This is a genomic window from Chryseobacterium lactis (genome assembly GCF_003815875.1).
GTDB lineage: Bacteria > Bacteroidota > Bacteroidia > Flavobacteriales > Weeksellaceae > Chryseobacterium > Chryseobacterium lactis.
Genome location: NZ_CP033924.1, coordinates 4,114,980 through 4,130,923, shown reverse-complemented (window position 1 = coordinate 4,130,923; position 15,944 = coordinate 4,114,980). Strand labels below are relative to the sequence as shown.

Annotated in this window: 15 protein-coding genes; 8 read left to right on the top strand and 7 right to left on the bottom strand. The window is 34.5% G+C overall.

Annotated features, from left to right (window positions below; all coding sequences use genetic code 11):
* Nucleotides 1–121: 121 nt before the first annotated feature.
* From EG342_RS18315 to EG342_RS18295, 5 genes are all read right to left on the bottom strand, one after another.
* The gene (locus tag EG342_RS18315; RefSeq protein ID WP_103292365.1) at nucleotides 122–1,162 is read right to left on the bottom strand and encodes a TIR domain-containing protein; all 1,041 of its coding nucleotides are present in this window, start codon (nucleotides 1,160–1,162) and stop codon (nucleotides 122–124) included.
* Nucleotides 1,163–1,262: 100 nt separating this feature from the next.
* Nucleotides 1,263–2,144, bottom strand: coding sequence for a hypothetical protein (locus tag EG342_RS18310; RefSeq protein ID WP_103292366.1), 882 nt, complete (start codon nucleotides 2,142–2,144; stop codon nucleotides 1,263–1,265).
* A 139-nt stretch (nucleotides 2,145–2,283) separates the two neighbouring features.
* Nucleotides 2,284–3,192, bottom strand: a complete 909-nt coding sequence (locus EG342_RS18305) for a hypothetical protein (protein WP_103292367.1) — start codon at nucleotides 3,190–3,192, stop codon at nucleotides 2,284–2,286.
* A gap of 98 nt (nucleotides 3,193–3,290) precedes the next feature.
* On the bottom strand, nucleotides 3,291–3,587 hold the full coding sequence (locus EG342_RS18300; protein ID WP_103292368.1) for a hypothetical protein: 297 nt from the start codon (nucleotides 3,585–3,587) through the stop codon (nucleotides 3,291–3,293).
* Between the two features lie 10 nt (nucleotides 3,588–3,597).
* Nucleotides 3,598–4,059 carry a hypothetical protein gene (locus EG342_RS18295; protein ID WP_103292369.1) on the bottom strand — a complete coding sequence of 154 codons (462 nt, stop codon included), beginning with the start codon at nucleotides 4,057–4,059 and terminating at the stop codon, nucleotides 3,598–3,600.
* Nucleotides 4,060–4,364: 305 nt separating this feature from the next.
* Between EG342_RS18295 and EG342_RS18290 the strand changes: the two genes are divergently transcribed.
* The 8 genes from EG342_RS18290 (at nucleotide 4,365) to EG342_RS18255 (ending at nucleotide 14,012) form a co-directional block, all read left to right on the top strand.
* The gene (locus EG342_RS18290; RefSeq protein ID WP_103292370.1) at nucleotides 4,365–5,039 is read left to right on the top strand and encodes a response regulator transcription factor; all 675 of its coding nucleotides are present in this window, start codon (nucleotides 4,365–4,367) and stop codon (nucleotides 5,037–5,039) included.
* Nucleotides 5,040–6,290, top strand: coding sequence for a sensor histidine kinase (locus EG342_RS18285; protein ID WP_103292371.1), 1,251 nt, complete (start codon nucleotides 5,040–5,042; stop codon nucleotides 6,288–6,290).
* Nucleotides 6,291–6,368: 78 nt separating this feature from the next.
* Complete coding sequence (locus tag EG342_RS18280; RefSeq protein ID WP_103292372.1) at nucleotides 6,369–6,797, top strand: PepSY-like domain-containing protein; 429 nt, start codon at nucleotides 6,369–6,371, stop codon at nucleotides 6,795–6,797.
* A gap of 140 nt (nucleotides 6,798–6,937) precedes the next feature.
* Nucleotides 6,938–8,206: a TolC family protein gene (locus EG342_RS18275; protein WP_103292373.1), complete on the top strand. Its 1,269-nt coding sequence runs from the start codon at nucleotides 6,938–6,940 to the stop codon at nucleotides 8,204–8,206.
* A gap of 2 nt (nucleotides 8,207–8,208) precedes the next feature.
* Nucleotides 8,209–9,135, top strand: coding sequence for an efflux RND transporter periplasmic adaptor subunit (locus EG342_RS18270; protein ID WP_103292374.1), 927 nt, complete (start codon nucleotides 8,209–8,211; stop codon nucleotides 9,133–9,135).
* Nucleotides 9,136–9,139: 4 nt separating this feature from the next.
* On the top strand, nucleotides 9,140–12,169 hold the full coding sequence (locus EG342_RS18265; RefSeq protein ID WP_103292375.1) for an efflux RND transporter permease subunit: 3,030 nt from the start codon (nucleotides 9,140–9,142) through the stop codon (nucleotides 12,167–12,169).
* Nucleotides 12,166–12,951, top strand: coding sequence for a phosphatase PAP2 family protein (locus EG342_RS18260; RefSeq protein ID WP_103292376.1), 786 nt, complete (start codon nucleotides 12,166–12,168; stop codon nucleotides 12,949–12,951). Before EG342_RS18265 ends, EG342_RS18260 begins: the two co-directional genes overlap by 4 nt.
* A 35-nt stretch (nucleotides 12,952–12,986) precedes the next feature.
* Nucleotides 12,987–14,012, top strand: coding sequence for a YncE family protein (locus EG342_RS18255; protein WP_213083891.1), 1,026 nt, complete (start codon nucleotides 12,987–12,989; stop codon nucleotides 14,010–14,012).
* Between the two features lie 80 nt (nucleotides 14,013–14,092).
* On the opposite strand, the gene EG342_RS18250 is transcribed toward EG342_RS18255, so the two are convergent.
* Both EG342_RS18250 and EG342_RS18245 read right to left on the bottom strand, forming a co-directional pair.
* The gene (locus EG342_RS18250; protein ID WP_103292378.1) at nucleotides 14,093–14,977 is read right to left on the bottom strand and encodes an MBL fold metallo-hydrolase; all 885 of its coding nucleotides are present in this window, start codon (nucleotides 14,975–14,977) and stop codon (nucleotides 14,093–14,095) included.
* An 87-nt stretch (nucleotides 14,978–15,064) separates the two neighbouring features.
* A complete protein-coding gene (locus EG342_RS18245) occupies nucleotides 15,065–15,943 on the bottom strand; it encodes a helix-turn-helix domain-containing protein (protein WP_103292379.1) in 879 nt (292 codons plus the stop codon).
* Nucleotide 15,944: the final 1 nt, after the last annotated feature.

Genomic DNA, 15,944 nt, shown 5'->3' with positions numbered 1-15,944 from the left:
CTATTTGTTTTAATTGGTACTGTGTTGTCATAAAATTAAAGCTACACTTAAATTTATACATTGTGTTAATATAAATTATATACTCAACCACAATGTTGCAAATCGATGTTAGCCGCAGCCATTATATGCTATGGTCAATTTTATTTAAGGGTATTGATAAGAACCCCAACGCCATAATGACTCTTGGTAATTGATTGATAAAAATAATTTCTATATTACTTTCATTAAATGTAAAGTTTATATTTTCTTCTGTTATATACTCACAATAATTAATAAGTACTTCTTGCTGTTCTTCATTTCCAAATCTATTTATTGAATCAATTAAAAACTTTTGAAGATTATCGTAATTAACTATTTCATTAAATCCTATTTTCGTTTCAGGATTAAATCTAAAATTTAATGTTTGTATTGATGTATGTGGGTGAGCTTGCCCCATATAGGACTCATATGTGATACTTATACTTAGATAATCTTTTGTTATATATTCTACAGTTCCATTAATTTCCAAATAACCTGAGTTTTCCGGATTTTGAAAATATATTATCTCATCTTCAGTATTTTTCCTATATACATCAATTATGTCTAAAGCTCTTTGTTGTATAAATGGATTAATATAATTTGCATCAAAATAATTATTTTTATGGAATAAGGGTAAACTGCAGTTATAATCTATATTTTTTACGTTAGATTTTAAATCAATTGAAAAAGTTGTATAATCATTTAGTGAAATTTGATCCGGTGGAAGGCTTTGGATGTATTTTTCTCGCTGATAATTAAGTGATTCTAAGATCTTTTTTCGGTAGTCATCATCTCCAATTTCTATCCATTGATATTTTGAAAGATGATCTGGAACAGTACATTTATCTAGTAAAATGGGAATTATATAAATATCATCATGCAGCTTAGTTTCAGAGTATTCTAATGCATATTTAAATTCACGCTGAACATATCCTCTTTTATTTACTGAAGTAGATGATAAAAGAATTATAACAAAAGTGGAATTTTTTAAAGCATTTTTGATTTCAAAATCCCAGTTTGCTCCTACCCGTAATTTTTTTTTATCAAGCCAAGGTTCATAATTATTTTCATTTAGAAAGTCATATAAATCTTCGGCATATTGTATATCTTCTTTTGCGTGGCTTATAAACACTTCTTTAAACATTTTTATAATTTGTTATTAGTTTGTTATTAGTTTGTTTGAAATGGTATCATTTTTTGAGATTAAAAATTATATATTCCAACCAAGCCTGTTTTTGTATCAGCTATTTTCTTGGAGCAATTTCATACATTATACCAACAGAATCATCCACATCCCCACAACGATGCCAGTCCTCTTTTGAGATAATTACACAATATATACAAAAGTCAGTCCTGACATGTTGATTTTCAATAATAATGGTTATCTTATTGAAATCTTCTTCAAATGTTGAACTTTCCTTTTTATCAAATATCCAGTTAATGGTGTAATCATTTTTATCAAAACTAGAGTCAACATCGACTTCAATACTTATTCTATCCCCTGCGTACAAAATATTATTTTCATTTAATCTGGTTTCACAAATGCCTCTACCTGTAGAGTTTCTTTGAATTTGACTAGAATAAAATATATTACCTAATGAATCAGTTACTTTTATAATTGTTGGCACATTATATTTTTTTTCTACATTTTTCATTTTATAGTAAAGTTTAATTGAATCTATAACGTCATTTGAATAGCACATTACTTTTTCTGCTTCTCTTACGGAAATCGGATTACTATGATATAGTTTATTTCTGATAGGAATTAATTGATTTAAAAAGCTTCTTGCAACATCATTCCCATTTGGATATGCAGCTTGCAAAGCTTTATTAAAACATATTCTAAATAAATTTGGATTGCAAATAATTTTAATTTCGTCATCTAGTAACATTGCATCAATAGTTCTAGGATATCTTTCAGGATCGCTAGCCTTTCTTTCTGAAGCATCTTTGACAATTTCATTTTTTATTAATCTAGACCCATCAGCATTTACAAATTCAAGATAATTATCACCATAATTTTCTAGTAACTCATTGTCGATTAGATTACGTAACCATACTTCCAAATTTTCGATTGTATTTTTACATTCACTCCTTATTAAATCTATTCTGATATTATTGTACATATTTTATTTATTGTGATTAAATTTAATTACATACTGAACCGATACTAATCGTTTTTTGAGACTAACCCAATTTTTAGAATAGGAATTATCGATTTTACGTAAGGTATTTAAAAAATTCTCTCTTAGACATTACTATATATTACAGTCGACGTCTATTATTAGTTCTTCTTATTTTTAAATTTTCTATAAATGTTATAACCCGTCCATTTATATAATATTTCAAATAGCTTAAGGGTTGAATTGATATGTCTTCATGGTATTCTTCTCGTATACTTTCAACTCTTTTTCCGAAGTCAAGTACATCAAATGAATCATAACTCAAATTACCACTATCAATTTGGCTCTGAATAAAATGAACAAAATTTTCTTTATTATCAATTGATTCTTCAGTCAGATCAAATTTTACAAATACTTTTCTTTTGTAATCATTTTTGAGAATTGGTTTGACATAATCTTCTTGCCCATTATTCTTCAAAATCAACAAAAATAATGTGTTAGATCCATAGTTTTTGTCTTTATAACTTAATCTACAAGGTTGTATTACCGCAGTTGTGTAATTAGTGAAAAATAAACTATCTACACTCCAACGTTTAGTGTTTGTTTTTACAATGTATTTTCCTTCAGTAGTGGAAAGAATTACTTTTCTTTTCGGATTATGCAGATTTTCATTGATAATCATTTTATCCATATTTACTGTGTAAAATAAAATAGGATCGTATTCTTTGAAATAAACTTCAAATGGTTTAAGAATCAATGGTGCATCATTAAATTCTTCGATCAATAGAAAATTATTGTAGCCTATTCTAAGATAAATCTCAAAGATTACAGTTGCTTTATCTTTTAAATTTTCTAAAGTTATACTAGAAATGTAGTTTTCATTAGTCTCAATCGTAGACATTGTTGAAATGTCACATCTAATCTTATTTCCACGTTTCAATAAATAGGAGACAATCGTATAAACTAAAGCAATGATTGAAATTATCAATGCTATAATAGAAATTAAAAGCGTAATAGAATTATAATCTAATTTTACTGGAAATGTTGTCATGATGGAAATACATTATTAGTTTTATGTGCGTACTCACGTTAGCAAGATAGTATCTAAATTTAAGATCAATAAAATCGTTTTTTGAGATTTATTCATTTTTATTTTACTATCTCGGCTATCACATCGAATTTTTCCATCAATAGTAGCTTATAAAGTTCTTTGACTTCGTTCCAATCCTTAGCTTGATATTGGGTTTGTTGTCCTTTAAAAATTACAAAAAGTGATAAATCTTTATTTACTTCAATTACATTTTCATCATCGGTTATAACTGAAACCCAAAATGCTCCATGCTCCTCATCCATTAATTGAATGTCTGATATAGCTTTTACTATATCCTTTTCATCAATATTGTCTTTTTGGTAGCCGTCAGCATATTGTATATAATTTTCTGTCATAGAATTTTTTTTATTTTACTTCATCTTCAAACTCTAAAAAATCTTCATGAAGACCTTGGATCATCTGTCCTGTAGATTCAAAATTTTCATCAGTCTTCATCAGTGTCCAGCTTATTTTATCTCGGTCAGCTTCCTGGTTTCCTTCATCTAACAGTCCAATGACATTGTAAATAATACCTTTAGAATAGGAAGTTAGAAAACTCAATAATTTTTCCTCTCCAACGATATCTTTTATGACGTTATATTTTTCCTCTACTTCATCATCAAAGTCAGAGGCCATAGCGATATTGTCGTCTGTAGATTTTGCGATGTCAAATAGAGACTTAAGGATGAGAAATCTGGCAAACTGTGGTATTCCTTCAGTGACTTCGCTGGAAGCCCAACTGGACGGATTTTTGGCACCTGCGTTGCGCAATCTCATGACTAGGCTTTCATATTCTTCTTTTTGCAGGTCTGTGAATGTAGATTTCATAGGTTCTTTATATATATTTATTCTTTAATTAAGTATAACCCAAATTGGTGGGTAAATATATAGTGTTTTTGCAAGAATCACATATAAAATTGTTTTAAAGGTATTAAAATGCTTTGATAAAAGATATTTCTTACTACGCAACCTACTATCATATATCACTATTTTGTGAAATTATTCTTTTTTACTTCATCATTAAATCTGGAAAGCAAATATTTAATATGTTTACAAATTAGGATCCATAAAATATATTTATAAAATTCAGTTTTCATTCAGATTTTAATTTTACTTTTAATTAAAATAATTGCATGAAAATATTGGTTATTGAAGATGAAGCTGCACTGAGCAAAAGTATTGTTACCTATTTAAAGCAGGAAAATTACCTTTGTGAGGTTGCTCCCAATTTTAATACAGCCATTGAAAAGGTAGATTCTTATGATTATGACTGTATTCTGTTGGATATTTCATTGCCTGATGGTAACGGACTGAATGTTTTAAAAGTTTTAAAAGAAGACAACAAAACTGACGGTGTCATTATCATCTCTGCTAAAGATTCTATAGATGATAAAATAGCCGGTTTGCAGCTGGGCGCAGATGATTATATCCCGAAACCTTTTCATTTATCAGAATTAAGTGCACGCATAGCCGCTGTTATCCGACGTCGAAGATTTAATGGCGGGAATATTCTGGTATTTCATGAAATAACCATTGATACGATAGCCAAGACAGTAACCGTTAATAACCAATCCATTGATGTTACCCGAAAGGAATATGACCTCCTCCTCTATTTTACCATCAATAAAAACAGAGTTCTCTCTAAAACGGCCATTGCAGAGCATCTTTCAGGGGAAAATGCTGATGTTTATGATAATTATGACTTCATCTATGCCCATATTAAAAACCTGAAAAAGAAGCTTGCAGCTGCCGGTTGTAATGACTATTTAAAATCTGTATATGGAATGGGATATAAATTTGAATATTAAATGAAATTAATCAATTACATATCAAGGCGTTATGTTATTTATGCCATATTTATTTTGTTAATAGCAATTCCTGTATTCTATTTTTCCCTGCAATATCTGATGCTGAAAAGTCTTGATGAAAATATGAATCATCAGAAAACGTGGATTAAAAAGCAGTTAAAAACAACAATACCGGATAATTTTATTTCTTTTGAAAACAGTATTGTGGTGCGTCCGTCCCACAACCCCAAAGTTTTTGATTCCATATATAATGAGCCTGTTTTTATTCCTGATGATAATGAGACGGTTATGCATAGAATTTTGCTCTCCAATACAATCGTTAATGGAAAGGCCTATGAAATCAGGATTCAAAAATCTATGATTGAAGATGAAGATCTTCTTAACAGCATTTTGATACTGCAATTGGTTTTGGTAATTATTCTATTGATAGGTTTAATGATTATTAATTTTCGGCTGTCAAAAAAATTATGGAAACCTTTTAATGATATCGTTGAGAAGCTGAATCTTTACCGTGTAGATAGCAATGATGAGTACCAACTGATGCCGACTCATATTGAAGAATTTAAAAATTTAGGAATCTCCATTAAAGATCTTACAAAGCGTAATCAAAAATTGTATAAAACCCAGAAAGAATTTACTGAAAATGCCTCTCATGAGCTCCAGACTCCTATTGCAGTGATACAGAGTAAGTTGGAATTGCTGATGCAGACTACCCCACTCTCTGAGGAACAGGCAGAATTAATAGAGGGAATTTCAATCGCCGGAAACAAGATGCAACGCCTCAATCGTACGCTGTTATTACTGACTAAAATCGAAAACAATCAGTTTCCGGATACCGAAAGGTTAAAGGTTAAAAGTATTGTCCAAAAATTACTGAATCAGTATGAAGAGCCTGCACAGCAGAAAAATATTCAATGGAAAACCCAGTTGGATGGCGAAATTGAAGTCACCGCTAACCCGATTCTTATTGATATTTTAATCGGAAATATCTTATCGAATGCCATAAGACATTCAACGAATGGAGATACAGTTTCTGTGAAAATATCCCGGCAAAAACTTATTATTGCCAATCCGGCAACGAAAGAACTCAATGAAAAAGATTTATTTCAACGGTTTAAAAAGCAATCAGAAAATACCAATAGTATTGGGCTTGGGCTTGAAATGAGCAAAAAAATATGTGATCTGTATCACTATAAGATTCAATATAACTTTGCTGACCATCAACATATATTCAGCATTTATTTCGAATAATTTTTACTAAGTCTGAAAAATTCAGGATCTCTACAGAATGTTTAATCAGTTTTACACTATTAATAAAAAAGTGTAGCAATGAAAATAACAACTTTGATCTTAGTATTCACAACAGGATTTAGTACGATAGTTTCCGGACAGGAAAAAAAAGAGAATGTTAAAGTTCCTTTAGCAGTAGAAAAAGCATTTCAGAAAAATTATCCCAATACCAAAGCCAAATGGGAAAAAGAAGCGGGAAAATACGAAGCCGGTTTTAAACAAAACGGGAAAAAAATGAGTGTATTGTATTCTGAAACCGGTATGATGGAAGAGAGCGAAATAGAAATTCCAATCAATCAACTTCCGGCATCTGTTGCCCAATATACTGCACAACACAAATTAGGAAAGATAAAAGAAGCTGCAAAAATTACAAAAGCAGACGGGGCCGTACTCTATGAAGCTGAAGTAAAATCAGGAGATGCCTTATTTGATGCTAAAGGTAATTTTGTGACCATACAAAAAGACTAGCGTCATAGAATAATGAAATATTGATAAGAAACCGGCTGGAAACAGCTGGTTTTTTTGTAAAAAAATAACTGAGCTTTAAAAATTCAGAATTCAAACAGAATTGTGTTCCACCTTTGAACTAAGAATTTGAAATAGTTTGTATGAACACAACCTACACATATCTGACCCGATGGTTTATCGTTCTGACTACCTTAATACTCTGTTTTTCTGTGAAAGCACAAACAACAGAGCATGCACTTCCCTATTTCATTAAAACGGCTCAGATCAACAGTCCCCTACTCAACGACTATAATAATCAGGTGATTTCCAATAAAATTGACAGCCTGAAATTGAGAGCTACCTATGGTTTTATTATTACTGGAGAAGCCAACGCGGGATATTCGCCCAATATTAAAGGTTGGGGATATGATAATGCCTTAACAAACGGACAGTCGCTATTCGCCGGAGTAAGAGTCGTTAAAGAATTCATCAGCCGGAATAATCTTGATACAAGGTTAAAAGCATATGATGCAAGCATTGCCCAGATTCTGGCTCAGAAACATCTTACCATTCAGACTTTAAATAAGCAGATTACAGATCAGTATATTGCTACTTATAGCAGTCAGCAACGATATGAGCTAAGCCGGGAAATCATCAGTTTACTGAATCAGGAGGATGTGATTCTAAAAAAATTAACCCAATCTTCTGTTTTCAAACAAACGGATTATCTAACCTTTAAAGTTACCTTACAGCAGAACGAGCTTACCCTGCAACAACAGCAAGCTGATTGGCAAAGCAATTATGCCCTGCTTAACTATCTGTGTGGTATTGTAGATACACATTTTCCTGCTTTAGATACTCCAAGTATTAGCAAAACACCTATCCCTACCGATTTTAAAGAAAGTGTTTATACCCAGGCTTATAAAGCTGACAGTCTCAAAATCACTAATGACAGTGAGATTATCAAGTATAATTATAAACCAAAGATTACCGCATTTTCTGATGGAGGCTATCAATCTTCATTTACCCAGACCCCTTATAAAAACTTCGGATTGGGCGTCGGTGTAGGTGTTTCGATTCCGATATATGATGGGCATCAGAAAAAGATGCTTTTGCAGCAAAATCAGCTGGCTTTACAGACTCGTCAAAAATATCTGGAGCAAACGGAGAGACAATACCAACAGCAAATTTTTCAAATACAAAATCAGATGGAACAATATTATAAAATGATAGGAACGGCCACTCAGCAGATTAATTATGCTAAGACACTGGTAGAAGCCAATGCCAGACAACTTCCCACGGGAGATGTAAGAATGGTGGATTTTATTTTGTCAATTAATAATCTACTGAATCTTAAAGGCAATATCATTCAGTATAACGCCACCTTATTCAATTTACAGAATCAGATGCAATATCTCATTATCCAATAGTCATGAAACAATTATTTTACCTGATATTAGTGAGTATTCTTACATTCAGTTGTAAGAAAAATGATCCTGGTGCTTCAGAGGAAGCAAAACCTGCAGCGAAGCCTAAAACCGAAGTTTCTGTTGCCTATCCTTCTGATACCATTCAGCTGAATAATGATATTACCCTGAATGCAACAGCAACTTATCTTTTAAAGTCCGATGCAAAAGCCAATAGCACAGGGTATATTACCAATATGACCGTTAGACTGGGAGACAGAATAAGCCGTGGCTCAGTTCTTTTCGGGCTACAGACCAAAGAAGCAAGAGCTTTAGGCAATACGATTAATCAGTTGGACAAGTCATTTAGATTTAGCGGAACAACAACCGTTGTGAGCCCAGCAACAGGATATGTGGTGATGCTCAATCATCAAATCGGAGATTATGTACAGGATGGTGAAATCCTTGCGACGATTACTGATGCTTCCAGTTTCGGATTTGTCGTAGACGTTCCATATGAATATTTGCAGCTGATTAAAAATAAGAACTCTTTATCTGTAAAATTACCTGACGGAAACAGCCTTCCGGCCAAAGTTGCCAAAGTAATGCCTTCAGTGGATGCCATATCTCAGACCGTAAAAGTACTTCTTCAAGTTCCAAACAGCAATAGTATTCCAGAAAATTTAATAGGTACGGTTACTTTTTCAAAATCAACGGCATATGGATTATCAGTACCCAAAATGGCAGTGTTAAGTGATGAAACCCAATCATCTTTTTGGGTGATGAAAATGACCAATGATACAACCGCTGTAAAAACACCTGTGGAAAAAGGGATTGAAACGGATCGGTTTATTCAAATAAAATCAGGGAATCTTACCACAAAAGACAGAGTGATTACTTCCGGAAACTTCGGACTCGATGATACGGCTGCTGTGAAAATTAAAACTCCTTAATCAGATGAAAAAATCATTTTTTGTAACCTACAGAAGTCCCCTTTTGATCCTGATTTTTCTGATCCTTACAGGTGGCATTTATTCTTATACCAAGATACAGTCTGCCTTATTTCCGCAGGTTACTTTTCCGAAAATAAAAGTGATTGCAGATGTAGGACAACAGCCTGTAGGGCAAATGACTGTGGGAGTAACCAAAGTATTGGAAAATGCTATTAAAAAAGTTCCTGACCTTCAGGTTCTTAAAAGCACAACCAGCAGAGGAAGTTGTGAAATCTCGGCATTTATGTCCTGGAAAGTAAATGTAGATCTGGCAAAACAACAGGTAGAAAGCAGCATTAATGAAATCAGAAATCAACTGCCACCGGAAACCAATATCACCGTAGAAAAGATGAGTCCTTCTATTCTACCGGTAATAGGATATTCTTTGAATTCTGACACCAAAGATCCTATAGCTCTTAAACAGCTGGCATTATATACTATTAAACCTTTTCTTTCTCAGGTTCCCGGGGTAAGTGAAATAAGAGTCATCGGTGGTCAGGACAAAGAATTCCGGGTATTGATGAACCAGCAGATGATGGCCCGTTTGGGCATTACTTCAGCCAATGTTGAACAGGCCATTAATACTACCAATTTTATCAAATCAAACGGATATTCTTCGGACTTCAGATATCTGTATCTCACACTTACTGATGCACAAATCCGTAATGAAAGTCAACTGAAAAACCTGGTAGTCAGCAATAATGGAAACCGTATTGTTTTATTAGGTGATATTGCTGAAATTAATATTCACAATGCCAAACAATATATTAAGGTAAATGCCAATGGTAAAGAAAGTATCCTGATTGCTGTCATTCAGCAGCCTAATGCCAATGTAGTGGAACTTACGAACGCGATGAATGCTAAAATTAGTGATTTGCAGAAGACACTCACAAAAGATGTGGTACTAAAACCTTATTATGTACAGGCAGACTTTGTAAATGATTCTATCAAAAGTGTAACAGATGCTTTATGGATAGGTCTTTTGCTGGCAATTATTGTCGCTATTATTTTCCTCCGTTCCTGGAAAGCCAGTGCCGTTATATTAATTACAATTCCAATTACTTTAAGTCTTACGATGCTGGTTTTATATGCCATCGGGCAGACTTTCAATATTATGACCCTGGGAGCTATTGCTGCTGCAATCGGACTTATTATAGATGATGCCATTGTCGTTGTGGAGCAAATACATCGTACCCACGAAGAACACCCGGAAGAATCGTCCAAAACACTGGTTCAGAAAGCAATCAATTATCTGTTGAAGGCAATGGTGGGTTCTTCCTTAAGTACTATTGTTATATTTTTACCTTTCATCCTGATGAGCGGAGTTGCAGGAGCCTATTTCAAAGTGATGACTGATACGATGATCGTTACTTTGATCTGTTCCTTCTTTGCTACGTGGGTTTTGCTTCCCGTCATCTATTTATTCCTTTCTTCGGGAAAGGCAAAAGAAAAAAACCTGCAGCATCACGATGTAAAAGAAAGAAAATGGGTTGGATTTTTCATCAGAAAGCCTTTATTCAGCTATCTATTTATCTTATTTCTGATCATTATTACTGCTTTGATTTTACCCAATATCAGTACAGGTTTTTTACCGGAAATGGATGAAGGAAGTATTGTACTCGATTATAAGTCTCCTCCCGGAACTTCATTAGAAGAAACTGACCGGGAACTAAAAATAGTAGAGAAAATCATTGTTGCAAACCCGGAAGTTGCTGCCTACAGTAGAAGAACGGGAACCCAAATGGGATTTTTTATTACAGAACCCAACACGGGGGATTATCTGATTCAGCTGAAAAAAGACCGAAGTAAAACAACAGCTGAAGTCACTGATGAGATCCGATCAAAAATAGAAGCGTCGGGACTTCCTTTAACCGTTGATTTCGGGCAGGTCATTTCAGATATGCTGGGAGATCTGATGAGCAGTGTACAGCCTATTGAAATTAAAGTTTTTGGCACTGATCAGAAAATTATTGAAAATTATTCAAAAAAAATAGCTGATATCGTTGGTAAGGTAAACGGTACCGCTGATGTATTCGATGGAATTGTCATCGCAGGTCCTTCCATGATTATTACTCCTAAACTCCCTGTTTTAGCTCAGTATAAAATAGCATTACCGGATTTCCAGAGCCAGCTTCAGGCTAATCTTGACGGAAATGTTGTCGGAAATATTTTTGACCAGGTGCAGTTCACCCCTATCAGATTGCTGTATAATAGTAAAACCAATCAGTCTCTCAACGATATCAATAACAGTATGATTTCTTTGCCCAACGGAACTCTGAAGCCTTTAAGTGAATTTGCAACTGTAGCTGTTACCAGTGGTTCTGCAGAAGTAAACAGAGAAGATCTGCAAACCCTTGGCATTGTAACGGCCAGACTTGATAACGGTGATCTTGGAGGAACAATTAATGAAATTCAAAAGCAGATTGACCAAAAAATAAAACTTCCGGCAGGTTACTCTGTGATCTATGGTGGTGCTTATGCAGAACAACAGCGATCCTTCCGGGAGCTTCTGATTATTTTGGGGATTTCCTGTTTGCTTGTATTTTCTGTCATGCTTTTCTTATTCCGGAATATTACGGTTGCTTTTCTTATATTATTTATTTCCGTGCTGGGGATTTCCGGGGGAATATTGCTGCTATTTCTTACCAATACGCCGTTGAACGTAGGAAGTTATACAGGATTGATTATGATGGTGGGGATCATTGGAGAAAATGCCATTTTCACTTACTTACAATTTCATGAAAGCCTTGCTGCCAAAACAAAAGAGCAGGCTATTATATATGCGATCAGTACAAGACTCCGCCCCAAGTTAATGACTGCATTAGGAGCTATCATAGCTTTGATGCCCCTCGCACTGGGGATCGGAACAGGAGCTCAGATGCATCAGCCTCTAGCCATTGCTGTGATTGGCGGGTTTTTGGTAGCGCTGCCGCTTTTACTTATTGTATTTCCGACTTTATTAAACAAAATCCATTTAAAACAAACAGAAGAATGAAATTTTTAATCTTCCTTCTATTGCCTTTCGCAATATCCGCTCAGAATGACAGCCTCAATAAGCCGGTAAAGGACAGTGCCGCGATTATGGCTTATAACAGTATTATTAGAGATAGTCTGTCTACTCCGACTCCTTTTAAGCTAAAACCCAGGCAGTTTATTATCCCAGGTGTATTAATTACCTACGGAGTACTGGCTACAGAAACTAAATGGTTTAAGAAAATCAATTTTGATACCCGAAACGAGATTATGGAAGATCATCCTACTTTCGGAACCAGTATTGACAATTATACCCAATTTTTACCGGGCGCTGCGGTATTTGCTCTTCAGGCTTTTGGAATAAAAGGCCAAAGCTCTGTGAAAAAAGAATTGATCGTTTACGCAATGTCAATCGGGATTTCTACGGCTATTGTAATTCCTACTAAAAAATTGACTCATCAGGAAAGACCGGATGGCAGCAACAATCAGTCTTTTCCTTCCGGACACACTGCGCTGGCTTTTGCTTCTGCAGAATTTCTTCGTAGAGAATATTGGAATGTCTCTCCCTGGATAGGTGTTGCAGGCTATGTGGTTGCTACAGGAACAGGAATTCTCAGAATGTACAATAATAAACATTGGCTGGGCGATGTTGCGGCGGGAGCCGGTGTTGGTATCCTTTCTACAACTCTGTCTTATTGGCTTTATGATAAGATTCACATCGGTAAAAATAAAAATAATCAGGTTCACCTATTTCCGGGCTATAGTGATAAGCAATTTTCTATTGGCCTGATCAAACAATTTTAATCATTTTTTTCATTTAAATAAATATAAATAAGATTATGAATACAAAACTTATTTCAGTACTCGCCATTTCCCTTGCATTTTCATTCAATGTTTATGGACAGAAAGCTTCTCCTATGAAAGTTATTGATACCTTTAATATCGGTGGTGATGACAGCGGATGGGACTATTTATCTTTAAATCCTCAAAACAATCAATTATATGTAAGCCATGGCAGCCGCGTTAATATTATTGATAAAATGACGGGAGCTCCTGTTGCCGAAATTGAAGAAACAAATGGGGTTCATGGAATTGCCTTCGTTCCCAACACCAATAAAGGGTATATTTCCTGTGGAAAGCTGGATAAGGTGAAAGTAATTGATACCGAAACCCACAAGGTAACCAATGAAATCCAGGTGGGGAAAAATCCTGATGCTGTATTTTATGAGACATTTTCAAAAAATATAGTGGTCTGTAATGGGAAAAGCAATGACTTAAGTATAATTGATCCTAAGACCAACACGGTTATAAAAACTATTAATGTTGACGGAAAACCTGAAACTGCAGTGAGCGATGGTAAAGGCAGAATATTTGTAAATATTGAAGATAAAAATGAAATAGTGGTTATTGATGCTAAAACTTTTACCGTATTATTTCATTGGGGACTGGATCATGAAGAAGGACCGTCCGGGTTGGCAATAGATATAAAAAATAACAGATTGTTCAGTACATGTGATAAAATGTTGGTAATCCTGGATGCCAATACAGGAAAACTTATTAAAAAACTACCTATCGGAGATCATTGTGATGGTGTTGTATTTGATGCAAAAAGCAATACTATTTATACCTCCAACGGTGAAGGAAATATCTCTGTTATTCATCAGGACAATGCCCGTCAATATGCTCAATTACCAAATATTGAAACAAAGAAAGGGGCACGTACGATAGCATTGGATAGCTCCACCCATCATTTATATCTTCCGACAGCTGATTTTAGTGCGACAGAAAAAGACAGCAGAGGAAGAGCCAGGATATTGCCGGGTACATTTCAGGTGCTGGCAGTAGGAACGACTAAAAATAAATAAGCGATAAGTTTTTCTCAGCAGATGTAAAATAACAACTCCCGTCTTCAAATTATATTGACTGAAGACGGGAGTTGTCTTTTTTAACTTAAATACTTTTCTATAGAGCTGTTCAGAATTTGTTTTACATTTTTTGTCAGATTCTGGTAGCTGTAAAAACCATACACTGCATCAAATTCCAGGTCCTCGAGGCGTTTTTTGATCCTTTTGATTTCCGATATGGGCAATGGCATTCTGTTGGGATAACTGTACATAATGGCAAAGTGCTTTAAATTGGGCGAAAGATACATCGTATCACCACTAAGCATGGTGCCTTTTTCCGACATGTTTTTATGGAGTAAAATACTGCTGCCGGCAAAATGTCCGCCGATATTTACTATTTTAATATCATCCCACAGAGGCATTTCATTGCCTTCCCAAAGCTTAATTCGACTCCCTTTTTCATTGATGTACAGCTCGTCTTTTTTATGAATATAGATCGGACATTTAAACTGTTCTGCCCAATCATTCATATTGCTGTAATAATGAGGATGTGAAATAGCAATGGCCTGTACACCTCCTTTTTCATTAATAAAATCAATCACATGCTGATCCAGTAAAGGAATACAGTCCCAAAGGATATTCCCGTTTTTTGAAACCACCAGAAAAGCCCTCTGTCCTATGGCAAATCTGGGGGTAATGACAATCTCATAAAGATGCTCATTCAATTGTACAATCTGGGTGGTATGATTCGTAAGAAGCTGTTCATGAGTTGTCCACGTTTGGCCGGTCACCGGAATATATTGTCTTTCTTCATTGCAGATGGCACATAATTTTTCATTATAATCTTCCGGGAACTGGGTTCCGCATGCTGTACATAATTTTTTCATTGGAGTTGGAATTTTATCAGGTTTTTTCATAAAAGATAATAAAGGAACTGCCGCTACGGCTAAAGCTGAGTTTTTTAAAAATGTTATTCTATCCATCATTTTACGGTATTATTGTCCTGTAAAATTGGGCAGAATCCCCCGATTATGAAATGGATAAAACTTCCGGAGTATTGGACTTTTGGGAAATTATGTATTTGCCTTCTTAAAATCTGAAGGATTCTGAAGAACATTCGAAGTAAAGAACCTTGTAAAGTAGGCATGATCCTCAAATCCCAGATGATAAGCCACTTCCTTTACCGACAGATCGGTGTACATCAACATTCTTTTGGCTTCCAGAAGAATTCTTTCTTTTATTAACTCCTGAGCGGTTTTATGACTGATCAGTTTACAGACGGTAGAAAGCGTTTTGCTGCTTATTTTTAGTTTTTCTGCGTAGAAACTTACGCTGTGATGTTGAATAAAATGGTTCTCCAAAAGTTCCTGAAATTGTTTAAACCTTAAAAAACGATGATCTGAAATATCTTCAATACTACAACTCTTCTTTTTAATCTGATAGATCTTAAGCAGAAAAGATTTGAGTAAATTCAATATAATGTGCGCTGAAAAAGCATCTCCGTTATCAGACTGTTTACACATCAGTCGGAAAAAATCGGTGATCTCTGCTTTTTCTTCCTCATTCAGATTGATGACCGGTAGCACGTCTATATCATCAAAAACACCGTATTTCAAAAGAAATTTCGAATGAGAATCTTCATTGACGAAAAAGTTATCATTAAATTTAATAACGCCTCCACTGGTAGGTGTTTCTTTGTAGATTCTGTGCACATTCTTAGGATGCAAAAGGAAAAGACAAGGCCCCGAAAATTCATAGTTTTTAAAATCTATGGTATGCACACCCTTTCCCTTTTCTATCCAGATGATTTCATAGTAAGTATGCTGATGGCTGTCTGTACGGTTCAGATTTTTCCTTTCATCCTGATAATAAGAAATATAAAAATTTTCAATGGTATCAGTTTTGAAACTCTCTTTTTCATTATAAACAGTGATTTGCTTTTGAGTTTTCATA